Origin of the sequence: Polaromonas sp., assembly GCF_018780625.1 — a bacterium.
Lineage (GTDB): Bacteria > Pseudomonadota > Gammaproteobacteria > Burkholderiales > Burkholderiaceae_C > Polaromonas.
The window spans coordinates 56848-71532 of sequence record NZ_JADMJK010000048.1 but is presented as its reverse complement, the minus strand read 5'-3'; the positions used below and the strand labels follow the sequence as shown (position 1 = coordinate 71532).

Genomic DNA, 14685 nt, shown 5'->3' with positions numbered 1-14685 from the left:
CCCACCAACGCGGCAATGAGCGCCAGCAAGGCGGTGATAAGCGTCAGAGGCCGCACCAGTGCGATGCGCTTGTCCTTTGTGACGATGTCATTTTTCATGGTTCCACTCCAATCGACAGTACATCCAGGCCGGGATTGGCCACCCATGCGGTAAAACCCAGGGCAACGATGCGGCGCGCGGTGGCGCGGGCCAGCTCGGGTTGATCCGCAGGCACGTAGTCAATCACCGTGACCGGCAAGCCATAGCGAAGGCGGGCCTCATCCAGGCGCGCCAGCAACCAGCGCCTGTCGTTTTCGCTGACGGTCTCGTATTTCTGGGTCACCGGGTTCCAGCGCTGAAACAGCGACTCCGCCGCCAGCCCGACGGCCAGAGAGCCCACTTCAGGCAGCACTTCAAAGCCCCGGTTGAACATCAGCCTGACGCCGGGAAAGCGTTGGTGCATCGCCCGGATCAGCGCCACGAGCGCGCTTCTCTGGGCCTGCTGTTCGGCCGGGCTCCTGGCGGCCAGCAGGTAGCTGTCCAGCGTGTCCAGGAAAAAGCCGCGATAGCCGGCGGCCCACAGCGCAGCCATGCGGTCTTCAAGCAGATACCGTTGCCAGCCCGGGTGGGCCAGGTCGGCGATGCGGCTTTTCCAGGCGGCGTTGGCGCCCAGAAACAGCGTTGGAGGCAATGCGCGCGACGATGCCCGCCAGCCCTCCGCTTCGCCCACGCTGACATAGGCAAAAACGTCCGCCCCGGCCTTGCGCAGTGCGGCCAGGTCCTGCAGATTTTCTGCTTCAACCACGACACGCTCATAGTGCGACAACGCAGAAACAGGAACGGGCGTGCCATAAAAAAAGGCCGTGCCTGGCGCTGCGGCACGCCCCATGGCACAGCCGAACACCAGCGCACAGGATGGCAGCAGCGCGCAAAGCCTGCGGAATGCGAATTCGCGCAACGAGGAAAAAAGGCGGCGCGCGTAGCAGCCCGGCCCCGCTACCGCCCGGCCATGCAAAGCACCCATGGCGCGCGCAGGCTGCATTTTTTTTCGTCTGGTCAGCACCCTGGCCGTGAACTTTCGTCCATCGGGATTCAGGAAAAAGGTATCAACCAGCCACATGGTGTTCTTTCTGTTGTTTTTTCCTGGTGCACGGCGCCATGCATGAGGGCACAGGCAGACGCCTAGTCGGCATCATCAAATTCGGTCCACTGGGAAGACGGGCCGGTGTCCTGGTCGGTCGCGGGCGCATGAAGATCCACCACAAACACGATCTCCCCCCCAAAACGCCCCACACCCAGCGTTTTCATGAGGACTTGCTCCTTCTCGGGTGAATCCAGCCGCAAAAAGCAAATCGCCTGCCGCGTGCCCTCGTGCATGGCCGTCAGCACATCCAGCCGCACAACCCGACCGAACGTTCCGCACAGCCGCTGCAAGGCGGGCTTCAAGGTGGCGACATCCGGGCAGTGTCCGAGCGTCTCAAATATGTTCATGGTGGCTTCCTCTGCATTTCGTGACGATGGGCCAACCTGGCCGACAGCTTTTCAATGTTTTGGCACTTGTCTGAAAAATACGTCAGCGCCGTGTATCGGTGCTTGAGATTTCTCAACTGGTTCTGAAGCACTTGCTGACACCTGCACAAACGCAGCTTGCACCCCTCTGCAAAAAAACTGCCGTGCAGTTGATGCGGAACAAACGCAAGCGCATTGGTTCTACAGAACCGTGCATTGACTTGTAGACTGTTACGGGTGTAACGCCGACACCCTCCCCTGCTTTCAACGCCAGTGCTGACTTGTTTTCAGGCACGGCTGAAGACCTGTCAAAAGGACGTCATCGATGACGCATGACTTCACCTGCGAAGACGCGGCAGCGTCCCCCGCCACCCAGCCGCCAGGCGGCAGCCTGCTGGACATGGCCGAGCGCACGGCGCACATCGGCAGCTGGTCCATGGACTTGCCGGGCCACCGGGTGATGCATTCAGACGAGTTCGCGGCGATTCTGGGCGTCCCCAAAGGCGGCGCCCTGCTGCTGGACGCGATGACGGACCGGTTCAGGCCAGACTGGCGCGGACGACTGCGCAGCCTGCTTCATCGCTGCAGCCAGGACGGCACGCCGTTTGACGAAGAAATGCAGATTGGGGCCAGCGCCAAAACCGCGCAATGGGTGCGCGCCGTGGGTGAGGCCGTGCGCAACAACCAGGGCCAGATCGTCCGCCTGCAGGGGGCCTTACAGGACATTTCCGCCCAGAAGCAGGCCCAGCGCGAAACCCTTCGGCTGGCAATGCGCCTGACCACCACGCTGGCCAGCATCACGGAAGCTTTTGTCACCCTGGACCGCCAAGGCTGCTTTACCTACCTCAACCAGGAAAGCGAGCGGCTGCTGCAGCGCAGCACCGGCGACCTGCTGGGCCAGCCCATCTGGCAGGCGTTTTCCGGCGGCGTGGGTGATCGCCTGAAGCAGCAGCTTGAAAAATCGCTGGCCTCGCACCACCGCGCCGAATTCGAGGACTTCTACCCGACGCTGGACAAGTGGCTGGAAGTGCGCGCCTACCCGTTCGCAGAAGGCCTGGCCGTGTATTTCCGCGACGTCAGCGAGCGTCGCCAAGCGCAGGAGCAGTTGATGCTGCTGCAGACCAGCATCTCGCGGCTCAACGACATTGTGCTGATTGCCGAGGCCCTGCCGGCCGGTGAAAGCGCTCCGCGCATCGTGTTTGTCAATGACGCGTTCGAACAGCACACCGGCTACGTGCCCGAAGAGGTGCTGGGAAAGACGCCGCGCATGATGCTGGGGCCCGAGCCCCAGCTTCGCGAGCTGCGCCGCATGTCCCAGGCGCTGCACAAAGACGGACAGGTGCGCAGCGAGCTGCGGATTTTCAGAAAGGACGGCAGCTGGTTCTGGGTGGAACTTGAAATCGTGCTGGTGCTCGCGCCGTCGGGCCAGCTCACGCATTGGGTGGCCGTGGGGCGCGACATCACTCAGCGCAAGGCGGCCGAAGACGAGATCCACCACCTGGCCTTCTATGACCCGCTGACCAAGCTGCCCAACCGGCAGTTGCTGATGGACCGCCTGCAGCGCGCGCTCACCCAGAGTGCGCGCACCCGTCACCAGGGCGCGCTGATGTTTATCGACGTGGACAACTTCAAGGCGCTGAACGACACCCTGGGCCACCACAAAGGCGACCAGCTGCTGCAAAAAGTCGCCACGCGGCTGCTGGACTGCGTGCGCAAGACCGACACCGTGGCGCGCCTGGGCGGCGACGAATTCGTCGTCATGCTGGAAGACCTGGGAGACGAGCCGGGCGCCGCCGCCGCGCGGGCCCGTGTCGTGGCCGAAAAGGTACTGGACCAACTGCGCACGCCGTTTGACCTGGACGGCCACCAGCACCACGCCAGCGCCAGCATGGGCGTGACGGCCTTCAGCGGCCTGCGGGGCAGTGTCAACGAGTTGCTCAAACAGGCTGACCTGGCGATGTACCAGGCCAAAACCCTGGGCCGCAACAACGTCTGCTTTTTCGACCCCGCGCTGCAAGCGGCCGCCAGCGCCAAGGCGGCCCTGAGTTCCGACCTGCGCATCGGCCTGCAAGCACAGCAGTTTTTACTGTACTACCAGCCCCAGGTCGACCGCCACGGCCGCATCACCGGGGTGGAAGCGCTGCTGCGCTGGCAGCACCCGCGCCAGGGACTGGTGGCGCCCGCCGACTTTATTCCGGCGGCCGAAGACACCGGGCTGATCTTGCCGCTGGGCCAATGGGCGCTGGAGAGCGCCTGCGCGCAACTGGCGGCCTGGGCCAGCCGGCCAGAGACAGCGGGGCTGAGCGTGGCGGTGAACGTCAGCGTGCGCCAGTTCCGGCACCCGGACTTTGTCGACATGGTGATGGCGACGATTGCGCGCACCGGCATCCCGCCGCACCGGCTCAAGCTCGAACTGACCGAAAGCCTGCTGGCCGACCGCATGGAAATCACCATCGCCAAAATGGGCTCGCTGAGGGCGATCGGGGTCACGCTGGCGATCGACGACTTTGGCATGGGCTATTCGTCGCTGTCGGTGCTCAAGCGGCTGCCGCTGGACCAGCTCAAGATAGACCGGAGCTTTGTGGCCGACCTGCTGACCGACCCGAACGACGCCGCCATTTCGCGCGCCATCATCACGCTGGCCCAGAGCCTGGGGCTGGGCGTGGTGGCCGAGGGCGTGGAAACGCAGGCCCAGCGCGACTTCTTGATCCAGCAGGGCTGCGAGCACTTTCAGGGCTACCTGTTTTCAGAACCGCTGCCGATTGCGCAGCTGGAAGCCTACCTGCGCAGGCAGGACACCTGCCCGGCATCTTCGGCATCCTCGGCGCCTTAAGCGCTGGCCAGCAGCGCTGCATTGCCGCCGGCCGCCGTGGTGTTCACCGTCACCGTCTGTTCGCTGCAAAAGCGGTACAGGTAGTGCGGTCCGCCCGCCTTGGGGCCGGTGCCGCTCAGGCCTTCCCCGCCAAAGGGCTGGGAGCCGACCACCGCGCCAATCATGTTGCGGTTGATGTAGACGTTGCCAACATGCGCGGCAGCGGCCAGCGCCTGCGCGCGCGCGTCGATGCGGGTCTGGATGCCCAGCGTGAGGCCGTAGCCCAGCGCGTTGATCTGCGCGATCACCGCTTCAGGGGTTTTAAGCGCCCCGCTGCCCCAGCGCACGATGTGCAGTACCGGGCCAAAGATTTCGTCTTTCACCTCGGCCAGGCTGGCCACTTCAAAGGCGGCGGGCCAGACCAGGTTTGCCATTGAATCAGTCGCTTGTTTTTCCCGTTCCGTATGGAGTAAAAGCACTTTTGACGATGAATCCAGGCGCTCCAGATGCCGCGTGATGTTGTCAAAGGCCTCGCGGTCAATCACCGGCCCCACATCGGTCGCCAGCGCGGCCGGGTCGCCCACCACCAGTTCGCGGGCCGCCCCCTGGATCATCTCGATCACGGCGTCGGCAATGCCTTCATGCACGCACAGCAGGCGCAGCGCCGAGCAGCGCTGGCCGGCCGAACGAAAGGCGCTTTGCACCACCGCGTCGGCCACCTGCTCGGGCAGCGCAGTACTGTCGACCAGCATGGCGTTGATGCCGCCGGTCTCGGCAATCAGCGGGACGATGGGGCCGTCTTTGGCGGCCAGCGCGCGGTTGATCAGCCTGGCCACCTGGGTCGAGCCGGTGAACACCACGCCCGCCACGCCGGGCGCGGCCACCAGCGCCGCGCCCACGGTGTCGCCGGGGCCGTGCAGCAGCTGCAGCGCGCCTTCGGGCACACCGGCCTGGTGCAACAACTTCACCGCTTCCCAGGCCACGCCGGGTGTTTGCTCGGCAGGCTTGGCCAGCACGGCGTTGCCGGTGCTGAGGGCCGCCGCCACCTGCCCGATGAAAATTGCCAGCGGGAAATTCCACGGGCTGATGCAGACCCAGACGCCGCGCCCGTTCAGCCGCAGGGCGTTGGTCTCGCCAGTCGGGCCGGGCAAGGCCACGGGCGCCATGATGCGCTCGGCCTCGTTGGCGTAGTAGCGCAGGAAGTCGATCGCTTCGCGCACTTCTGACACCGCGTCGCCCCAGGTCTTGAACGCCTCCTTCACCATCAGCGCGCAGAACCGGGGCAGTTGCTGCTGCAGCGCATCGGCGGCGCGGCGCAGCACGGCGGCGCGCTCCGCGACCGGCACTTTGCTCCATTTCTGATAGCTTGCAGCCCCCATAGCTACTGCGCTTGAGGCCAATTTGACATCAAACTCCGGAACAACCGGCACGGCCACGGCATGGAGCGCAGCGAGCAGCGGCGCGCGCATGCGGTCCACCGTCAGGTCCAGCCCCAGGCTGTTGGCGCGCGCAGCACCGAACAGCGCGGGCGGCAGCGGCAGAAAGGTCGACCGGTCCAGACGCAGCGGCGAGACCAGCAGCTGGTCCATGCCCACCGATTCATCGGCGAGCTGGTGCACAAACGACGAGTTGGCGCCGTTCTCCAGCAGGCGGCGCACCAGGTAGGCCAGCAGGTCACGGTGCGCGCCGACCGGGGCGTAGACGCGGCAGTTGATCAGCGGATTTTTCAGCACCTCGCGGAACACCCCCTCGCCCATGCCGTGCAAGCGTTGCAACTCAAACAAAGATGCGGCCCCCACGCTTGTCGCTTCGCGTACTGCGCTGCCCCCCGAGGGGGCTGTGCTTGCTTGGGGCGGCCCGGCGCGGCGCACATTGGTAGCTGCGGAGCGCTCGGCCATCTGGACAATCGCGGCAATCGTGCCGGCGTTGTGCCCGGCAAATTGCGGATACACCGCGTCGGGCGCGGCCAGCAGCGCCTGGGCGCAGGCCAGGTAGGCCACGTCGGTGTGCTGCTTGTGGGTGAACACCGGGTAACGCGGCAGCCCCAGCTCCTGGGCGCGCTTGATTTCCGAATCCCAGTAGGCGCCCTTGACCAGCCGGCACATCAGGCGCAGCTGGTATTTGCGGCCGATGCCAATCACATGCTCCACCAGTTCCAGCGCGCGGGTCTGGTAGGCCTGCAGCGCCAGGCCAAAGCCCCGCCAATGCGGCTGGTGCTGCGCAACCTGGGCGGCCAGCGCTTCAAACACGTCGAGCGACAGCTCCAGCCGGTCGACTTCCTCGGCGTCGATCGTCAAATTGATATTGGCCTGCGCGGCCAGCACGCACAGGCCCCAGACACGCGGCACCAGTTCGGCCATGACGCGGGCGCGCTGGGCGTCTTCATAGCGCGGATGGAGCGCGCTGAGCTTGATGGAGATGCCGTCGTTTTTCTCGCACGCACCTGTTTTATCGGCGCTACCCGCGATGGATTCAATAGCATGGGTGTAGCTGGCCAGATAGGCCAGCGCATCGGCATCGGTGCGTGCGCCTTCGCCCAGCATGTCGTAGCTGAACACCAGCCGGGCGGTTTTCTTGCGCGCGGCATCGGCCTCCTTCATGGCGTCGCCTATGGTCTGGCCGAGCACAAATTGCCGGCCCAGCAGCTGGACCGCGCGCACGGTGGCGGCGACCACGGTGCGCGCGCCCAGCTTGGACCCGAGGCCGGGCTGGCCTTCGTCGGGCAGGAACTTCTTGGACAGGGCAATCGCCGACGAGGACAGGCGCTGCAGCACGCCGTCGCCGGCCGCATCAAAGTCGGCGCGGCCGAGCTGGTCGGCCGTCAGCGCAATCGCGGTTTCGGCGTCGGGCACGCGCAGCAGGGCTTCGGCCAGGCGCATCAGGGCCAGGCCTTCGGCGCTGGAGATCGGGTATTCCTTGAGCAGGCTTTCCATGGCCCAGAACGGCGGCGGGTTGCCGCGCACGGCCTGCACCCAGGGCTGCGCGGCTTGGGCGGCGGCGGCCCAGTCGAGCGCGCCGGACAGGCGCTGCAGGTGGCGCGTCACGATCTCGGCTTCGGATCGGTAGGGAAAGGGCAGGCGGGGGGCAGCGGCAGGCATAAGAGACTCCATTCACTAGAAAAGTGGGGAAATTCAGTTCGATGCCCTGATGCTCCTGGGAAGTCCTTGGAATTTCTCGCTATATTTCAGTAATTTACCGAATAATTCACTACTCATGCTTGAAGCATCAACCGACATCGACCGCATCGACCTGAAAATCCTGAATGTTCTGCAGCAGGACGGCCGGCTCTCCAACCTCAAGCTGGCCGAGAGCGTGGCCCTGTCGCCCACCGCCGTGCTGGCGCGGGTGCAGCGGCTGACACGGGACGGCTTCATTCTGGGCTATGAGGCGCGGCTGAACCCGCTGAAACTGGGCGCCGGCATGATGGTGTTTGTCGAAGTGCTGCTGGACCGCACCACACCCAACGTGTTTGAAGCCTTCAAGGCGGCGGTTCAGGTGCACCCGCAGATCATGGAATGCCACATGGTGGCGGGCGGCTTTGACTACCTGCTCAAGACCCGCATGGCCGACATGGCCGCCTACCGCTCATTTGCCGGCACCGTGCTGTGGCAGCTGCCCGGCGTGCGCGAAACCCGCACCTACGCGGTGATGGAAGAAGTCAAATCCACCACCCGGCTGTCGCTCGGGTTTTGATCAACGGCCGCCAAAAATGGCGGTACCGACCCGCACCATGGTGCTGCCGGCATGAATCGCCGCCTCCAGGTCGGCCGTCATGCCCAGCGACAGGGTGTCCATGGGCACAGCCAGCACGCCCGCATTATTGATGGCATCAAACAAGGCCTTAGCTCTTTCATGCAGGGCACAAGCAGCTACAAAGTCAGGAGCCGGCTCGGGAATCGCCATCAAGCCGCGCAGCGCCAGGCGGGGCAGTTGCGCGACCGCTTGGGCCAGCGCCAGCACGTCGCCCGGCGCCAGGCCGGACTTGTTGGCACCGCCGTCGATGTTTACCTGCAGGCACACCTGCATCGGCGGCAAATGGGGCGGTCGCTGCTCGCTCAGGCGCTGGGCAATTTTGAGCCGGTCGACTGATTGGACCCAGTCAAAGTGCTCGGCAACCAGCCGGGTCTTGTTGCTTTGCACCGGGCCTATGCAGTGCCACTCCAGCGCCGGCCCCCCAAGGGGACTGCTGCGCAGCGCCAGAATCTTGTCGACGCCCTCGGCGATGTAGTTTTCACCGAACGCGTACTGCCCGGCCGCCGCCGCCTCCCTCACCGCATCAACGCCAAAGGTCTTGGAAACCGCCAGCAGGCGCACGCTGGCCGGGTCGCGTCCGGCGGCCTGGCAGGCGGCCGCCATGCGGGCACGGACGAGCTTAAGATTCTGCGCAATCATGGTCATAATCGAACTGTAAACCCAGTTACAAACTAAAACTCAATTTCGACCTCCAAGGACCCCTGGAATGGACATCACGCAGCTGCTGGCATTTAGCGTCAAGAACAAGGCGTCCGACTTGCATTTGTCGGCAGGCTTGCCCCCCATGATCCGTGTCCATGGCGATGTCCGGCGCATCAACGTCGATCCGCTGGACCACAAGCAGGTGCATGCCATGGTGTACGACATCATGAATGACACCCAGCGCAAGAATTACGAAGAGTTTCTGGAGGTGGATTTCTCGTTTGAAATCGAGGGCCTGGCGCGCTTTCGGGTCAATGCCTTCAACCATAACCGCGGCGCGGGTGCGGTGCTGCGAACCATTCCGTCCAAGATCCTGACGCTGGAGCAACTGGGCGCGCCGAAAATTTTCGGCGACCTGGCGTTGAAGCCGCGCGGCATGGTGCTGGTGACCGGCCCCACGGGGTCGGGCAAATCGACCACGCTGGCGGCCATGGTCAACTACCTGAACGAAACCGAGTACGGCCACATCCTGACCGTTGAGGATCCGATCGAGTTTGTGCATGAGTCCAAGAAATGCCTGATCAACCAGCGCGAGGTCGGCCCGCACACGCTGAGCTTTTCTGCGGCGCTGAAATCTGCGCTGCGCGAAGACCCGGATGCGATTTTGGTGGGTGAAATGCGCGACCTGGAAACCATTCGCCTGGCCATGACCGCTGCCGAAACCGGACACCTGGTGTTTGGCACGCTGCACACGTCAAGCGCCGCCAAAACGATTGACCGGATCATTGACGTGTTTCCGGCCGAGGAAAAAGAGATGATCCGCTCCATGCTGTCCGAATCGCTGCAGGCCGTGATCTCGCAAACGCTGTGCAAGACCAAGGACGGCCAGGGCCGGGTGGCGGCCCATGAAATCATGCTGGGCACCAGCGCCATCCGCAACCTGATCCGGGAAGCCAAGGTCGCGCAAATGTACTCGTCGATCCAGACCGGCAACAGTGTCGGCATGCAGACGTTGGACCAGAACCTGACCGACCTGGTCAAGCGCAACGTGATTTCCGCCGCGGAAGCCCGCGGCAAAGCCAAGATCCCTGACAACTTCCCTGGTTGACTTGCCGCGTATTCAAAGGAATTTTCATGAAAAGTCTACTCGGACTTCTCAAACGCCCCACCCCGAACAGCAGTGACGAAAACCGCCAGGACTCGCTGATGTTCACCACGGCGTTTGCAGAGCTGGGCGTCGATTCATCCATGCTGGTGCCGTGGGAAGCGCGTGCCAACGAGATTGGCGCCAAGCGCCTGTCGAGCTCTCGGGGCAGCAAGCTGCTGCAGGCGCTGTGGGCCAAGGACAAATACATGATGCGCCTGGCCACCGACGCGGTGCCGCGGCTGGAGCAGTTTTTTGACTTTGCCACGGTGCAGGCCGATCGCGACCTGATCCGGCAGGAAGAGTACGGCAACTTCATGATCGTGCTGCTGACGGGCAGCATCGCAGTAGACCGCGTGCAGCCCTGGGGCGAGCGCCTGCGCCTTGCGCAAGCGCGGCCCGGCGACATTTTGGGTGAAATGTCATTGCTCGACAGCGGCATGCGCTTTTCAGCCTGCAGCCCGCTGACCGAATGCGAGATCGCCATCCTGAGCGCGCAGGCGCTCGACGAGATGATGTCGTCTGACGCCGCGCTGGCCGCCAGCCTGATTGCGCTGCTGGCGCGCAAGCTGTCGCTGCGCCTGAGGGTGGTCAGTGCCCGAGTGGCAGAAAACAAGAACTAGGCGCTGTACGCGCAGAAGATCCAAAGGACAAGTCATGGAACGCGATCAGGCCAGTAAATTTATCAACGACCTCCTGCGGCTCATGGTCAGCCGCGGCGGCAGCGACCTGTTCATCACCGGAGACTTTCCGCCGGCGATCAAGGTGGACGGCAAGATGACCAAGGTATCGTCCCAGCCGCTCAATGCAGGCCACACGCTGGCGCTTGCACGCGCCATCATGAACGACAAGCAGGCCGCCGAGTTTGAACGCACCAAGGAGTCCAACTTCGCGATCTCGCCACCGGGCACGGGGCGCTTTCGTGTCAATGCATTTATCCAGCAGGGCAAGGTGGGGATGGTGATACGGGTGATCCCGGCGTCATTGCCAAACATTGACGCGATGCGCATGCCCCAGGTGCTCAAGGACGTGACGATGAGCAAGCGGGGGCTGACGATTCTCGTGGGCGCGACCGGCTCGGGCAAGTCCACCACCCTGGCGGCCATGGTGGACTGGCGCAACGAGCAGTCGTTTGGCCACATCATCACGATTGAAGATCCGGTGGAGTTTGTCCACCCGCACAAAAATTGCGTCGTCACGCAGCGCGAAGTGGGACTGGACACCGACAGCTGGGAGGCCGCCCTGAAAAATACCCTGCGCCAGGCGCCGGATGTGATTTTGATGGGCGAGATCCGCGACCGCGAAACCATGGAGCACGCCCTGGCATTTGCCGAAACCGGCCACCTGTGCCTGGCCACGCTGCATGCCAACAGTGCCAACCAGGCGCTGGACCGGGTCATCAACTTTTTCCCCGAAGAACGCCGCACCCAGTTGCTGATGGACATGTCGCTCAACCTCAGGGCCATGATTTCGCAGCGGCTGGTCCCCCTGCAAGATGGCAAAGGCCGCCATGCCGTGTTTGAAATCATGCTCAATTCGCCGCTGATTTCGGACCTGATCTTCAAGGGCGATGTGCTTGAGATCAAGGAGGTCATGAAGAAAAGCCGCAACATGGGCATGCAGACCTTTGACCAGGCGCTGTTTGACGCCTTTGAAAGCAACCACATCACCTACGAAGACGCCTTGCGCAACGCCGACTCGGTGAACGACCTGCGGCTGCAGATCAAACTCAATTCGCAGCGCGCCAAATCAATCGACCTGGCGGCGGGCACCGAACACTTCGCGATTGTGTAAGCCGCGGGCGACGCCTGTCAAAAAAAAACACACGCATCCACCCCCCATCCAATTCCAATTCCAATTCCAACCTCACCATGTCCAGCACCCACCCCAAAACCTACGAAGCCTCCTCCCCGCGCAAAGTCGCCTTTCTGGGCCTGGGCGTCATGGGATACCCCATGGCCGGCCATCTGGCGCTGGCGGGCCACCAGGTGACGGTGTACAACCGCAGCCCGGCGAAGGCGCAGGCCTGGGTCGCGGAATTCGGGGGTACTTCGGCCGCGACGCCGAAGGATGCATCGGCGGGTGCCGACATCGTGTTTAGCTGCGTCGGCAACGACGACGACCTGCGTTCCATCACGCTGGGTGCGGACGGCGCGTTTGCGGGCATGGCGGCAGGCGCTGTGTTGGTGGACCACACCACCGCTTCGGCCGACGTTGCCCGGGAACTGTGCGCAGCCGCCCAACACATCGGCCTGCAGTTCATCGATGCGCCGGTCTCAGGCGGCCAGGCGGGCGCACAAAACGGCGCACTGACGGTCATGTGCGGCGGCGATGCCGCCACCTTCGAGGCGGTTCGGCCGGCCGGGATGGCATTTGCAAAAGCCTTCACGCTGATGGGCGAAAGCGGCGCCGGGCAACTCACCAAAATGGTCAACCAGATCTGCATTGCAGGCCTGGTGCAGGGGCTGAGCGAAGCCATCGCCTTTGGCCAGAAGGCCGGGCTGGACGTGAACCAGGTGCTGGACGTGATCGGCAAGGGCGCGGCCCAAAGCTGGCAGCTCGACAACCGCGGCAAGACCATGGTGGCCGACCAGTTTGAGTTTGGCTTTGCGGTGGACTGGATGCGCAAGGACCTGGGGCTGGTGATGGATGAAGCCAGGCGCAACGGCGCCCGCCTGCCCGTCACGGCGCTGGTGGACCAGTTTTATGGAGATGTGCAGGCCATGGGCGGCCAGCGCTGGGACACCTCCAGCCTGATCAAGCGCCTGAAATAGACCCGGCCAGCTTCTTCATCGGGGCTGTTGCCGGCAGCCCGGCGAGCGGGTCAGCAGCGGTGCATTAGCCGCCTGCGGCCCTGGCAGGTGCCGCTTGCGGCCTGGCGCCATTCGGAGAAATGCGCGCCAGTTCGTCTTCGCTGATGATTTCAAAGATACGCACCACCTTTTGAACGCCGGGCACTGCACGCGCGACGGCCGTGGCGCCGTCTGCCTCGCGGGTGGTCACGCGCCCCATCAGGTAGGTGGTGCCGCGCTCGGTCACCACCTTGAAGACATTGAAATGCAGATCCCGGGCATCCATCAGCATGGCCTTGACGCGGCCGGTGACCAGCGCGTCCGATGACTGCTCCACCAGCGATGGGCTGTTCATCACGGCCAGCTCATTGACCACCGACAGCACGTTTTCGCCCCCCGCCACCACCTGCTCGACCAACTGCTTGTCCTGCAGGCTGGGCACCTCGCCGGTCAGCAGCACCTGGCGGTTGTAGCTGGTCACGCTGACGCGCACGCGTGTGCCGACCGCCGAGCGGATCCGGTTGCGGGTCCGCAACTCGATTCCCTCGTCTTCCAGCTGGGTACCCGAGGTGCGGCGGTCGGTGGCGACCATGGAGCCCCCTGCCACGGCGCCGCCCACCATCAGCGGGACGCAGGCGGTCAGGGCACCAGAAAGCAATACCGTCGCGCCCAGCGACCAGGCCAGGCGTTTCACTGCAACATGTTTCATACGGAAGTCTCCAGATCGCCAAGTAACTGTGTGTCCACCCCGTCGCAAATGCAGTGCAGCACAAGAAGATGCACCTCCTGGACGCGCGCGGTTCGTTCATGCGGCACGCAAATATGCACATCGGTTTCGCGCAAGGCGGCGGTCATTTTTCCGCCGCCACGGCCGGTCAGGGCCACGACTGTCATCTCACGCTCATGGGCGGCTTCGACGGCCGCCAGCACATTGGCCGAATTGCCGCTGGTGCTCAGTGCCAGCAGCACATCGCCCGCACCGCCCAGCGCGCGGATCTGCTTGGAAAAAATCACGCTGAAGTCGTAGTCGTTGGCAATGGCCGTTAGGATGGAGCTGTCTGTGGTCAGGGCGATCGCACCGAGCTCAGGACGCTCGCGCTCGTAGCGGCCGACAAATTCGGCAGCGAAGTGCTGGGCGTCGGCCGCCGAGCCCCCGTTGCCGCAGGCCAGTACCTTGCCGCCGCTGGTGACGCTGGCCAAGATAGCCTGCACGGCGGCGGCGATGGGTTTGGACAAGACTTGCGCCGACTGGTATTTGAGGTCGGCGCTGTCGATGAATTGCTGTTCGATTCGTTGTTCAAGCATGGCACCATGATACCGGGTCAAGGTCCGCCGCAGCCCCTGCATGTCACTTGCAGGGGCCCAGCGCAGGGCTTGGTTACAAATTATCAGCCTCGGCCCGGCGTGGCCGCATGCGTCAGGACGCATCAAACGCCGCGGGCAGCCATTCAATCTGCCCCAGCGCCCCTTGCACCAGCAGCACATCAAAGCGGCAAGGCGGCGGGCTGGCAAAGCGCACCAGGTAATGGCGCGCGGCCAAAATAATGCGCTGCTGCTTGGCGGCGCTGATGCTGGCCCCCGCACCGCCGTGCGAGGCGCCCGAGCGCTGGCGCACCTCGACAAACACCAGCGTGCCGTCGGGCGCGCGCATCACCAGATCAATCTCCCCGCCGCCGCGACCCGGCGTGCGGTAATTGGCCGCCACAAATCGCAGCCCGGCACGAACCAGGTAGGCACGCGCCACCCCCTCCGCCGCATCGCCGCGCGACTTGGTGGTAATCTGCCGTGGCACCGTTGAGGACGCATCGCCTGCGCTCTTGACAACGCTTTGTGCACCGCCGACTTGCGGCGACTTGACCACCTGTTTCCTGGAAAACCACATTGAACGCTTCTTTCGAATTGGCACTGGATGCGGCGCGCGCTGCCGCCAGCATGCAGCATTATCCAGAAGCCACGCTGTACGTGGTGGCCACGCCGATTGGCAACCTGGCCGACATCACCCTGCGCGCCCTGCATGTGCTGCAGCGGGTCGACGCGATTGCCTGCGAGGACAA

The 14685-nt window shown here is 64.0% G+C and carries 14 protein-coding genes; 7 read left to right on the top strand and 7 right to left on the bottom strand.

Annotation, left to right across the window (positions count from 1 at the left end):
• Window positions 1-94 precede the first annotated feature (94 nt).
• Window positions 95-1099 carry an endo alpha-1,4 polygalactosaminidase gene (locus IV091_RS04310; RefSeq protein ID WP_293465586.1) on the bottom strand — a complete coding sequence of 335 codons (1005 nt, stop codon included), beginning with the start codon at window positions 1097-1099 and terminating at the stop codon, window positions 95-97.
• Between the two features lie 62 nt (window positions 1100-1161).
• A complete protein-coding gene (locus IV091_RS04305; protein ID WP_293465583.1) occupies window positions 1162-1470 on the bottom strand; it encodes an RNA-binding protein in 309 nt (102 codons plus the stop codon).
• Window positions 1471-1813: 343 nt separating this feature from the next.
• Between IV091_RS04305 and IV091_RS04300 the strand changes: the two genes are divergently transcribed.
• Complete coding sequence (locus tag IV091_RS04300) at window positions 1814-4321, top strand: EAL domain-containing protein (RefSeq protein ID WP_293465581.1); 2508 nt, start codon at window positions 1814-1816, stop codon at window positions 4319-4321.
• Here IV091_RS04300 and IV091_RS04295 read toward each other — a convergent pair.
• Window positions 4318-7398, bottom strand: a complete 3081-nt coding sequence (locus IV091_RS04295; protein WP_293465579.1) for an L-glutamate gamma-semialdehyde dehydrogenase — start codon at window positions 7396-7398, stop codon at window positions 4318-4320. The two genes, IV091_RS04300 and IV091_RS04295, sit on opposite strands and share 4 nt — an antisense overlap.
• 115 nt (window positions 7399-7513) lie before the next feature.
• On the opposite strand from IV091_RS04295, the gene IV091_RS04290 reads away from it, so the two are divergent.
• Entirely contained in the window at window positions 7514-7993 is a 480-nt protein-coding gene (locus IV091_RS04290; protein WP_293465577.1) for an Lrp/AsnC ligand binding domain-containing protein, read from the top strand.
• Here the strand turns inward: IV091_RS04290 and IV091_RS04285 are convergent, their stop codons facing one another.
• The gene (locus IV091_RS04285) at window positions 7994-8698 is read right to left on the bottom strand and encodes a YggS family pyridoxal phosphate-dependent enzyme (RefSeq protein ID WP_293465575.1); all 705 of its coding nucleotides are present in this window, start codon (window positions 8696-8698) and stop codon (window positions 7994-7996) included.
• A 61-nt stretch (window positions 8699-8759) separates the two neighbouring features.
• On the opposite strand from IV091_RS04285, the gene IV091_RS04280 reads away from it, so the two are divergent.
• The 4 genes from IV091_RS04280 to IV091_RS04265 all read left to right on the top strand — a co-directional run bounded on the left by IV091_RS04280 (window position 8760) and on the right by IV091_RS04265 (window position 12613).
• Window positions 8760-9803 carry a type IV pilus twitching motility protein PilT gene (locus tag IV091_RS04280; protein ID WP_293465573.1) on the top strand — a complete coding sequence of 348 codons (1044 nt, stop codon included), beginning with the start codon at window positions 8760-8762 and terminating at the stop codon, window positions 9801-9803.
• Window positions 9804-9829: 26 nt separating this feature from the next.
• Window positions 9830-10462 carry a cyclic nucleotide-binding domain-containing protein gene (locus tag IV091_RS04275; protein WP_293465571.1) on the top strand — a complete coding sequence of 211 codons (633 nt, stop codon included), beginning with the start codon at window positions 9830-9832 and terminating at the stop codon, window positions 10460-10462.
• 34 nt (window positions 10463-10496) lie between these two features.
• Entirely contained in the window at window positions 10497-11633 is a 1137-nt protein-coding gene (locus tag IV091_RS04270) for a PilT/PilU family type 4a pilus ATPase (protein WP_293465569.1), read from the top strand.
• A gap of 77 nt (window positions 11634-11710) precedes the next feature.
• Window positions 11711-12613 carry an NAD(P)-dependent oxidoreductase gene (locus tag IV091_RS04265; protein WP_293465566.1) on the top strand — a complete coding sequence of 301 codons (903 nt, stop codon included), beginning with the start codon at window positions 11711-11713 and terminating at the stop codon, window positions 12611-12613.
• A gap of 64 nt (window positions 12614-12677) precedes the next feature.
• On the opposite strand, the gene IV091_RS04260 is transcribed toward IV091_RS04265, so the two are convergent.
• The 3 genes from IV091_RS04260 to IV091_RS04250 all read right to left on the bottom strand — a co-directional run bounded on the left by IV091_RS04260 (window position 12678) and on the right by IV091_RS04250 (window position 14513).
• Entirely contained in the window at window positions 12678-13340 is a 663-nt protein-coding gene (locus tag IV091_RS04260; RefSeq protein WP_293465563.1) for a BON domain-containing protein, read from the bottom strand.
• A complete protein-coding gene (locus IV091_RS04255) occupies window positions 13337-13936 on the bottom strand; it encodes a phosphoheptose isomerase (protein ID WP_293465560.1) in 600 nt (199 codons plus the stop codon). The genes IV091_RS04260 and IV091_RS04255 overlap by 4 nt, the downstream gene beginning before the upstream one ends.
• A 112-nt stretch (window positions 13937-14048) precedes the next feature.
• Entirely contained in the window at window positions 14049-14513 is a 465-nt protein-coding gene (locus tag IV091_RS04250; RefSeq protein ID WP_293465557.1) for a YraN family protein, read from the bottom strand.
• A 50-nt stretch (window positions 14514-14563) separates the two neighbouring features.
• Here IV091_RS04250 and IV091_RS04245 point away from each other — a divergent pair.
• Window positions 14564-14685: SAM-dependent methyltransferase (locus IV091_RS04245; RefSeq protein WP_293465633.1), on the top strand; the 122-nt coding region annotated here is incomplete at its 3' end.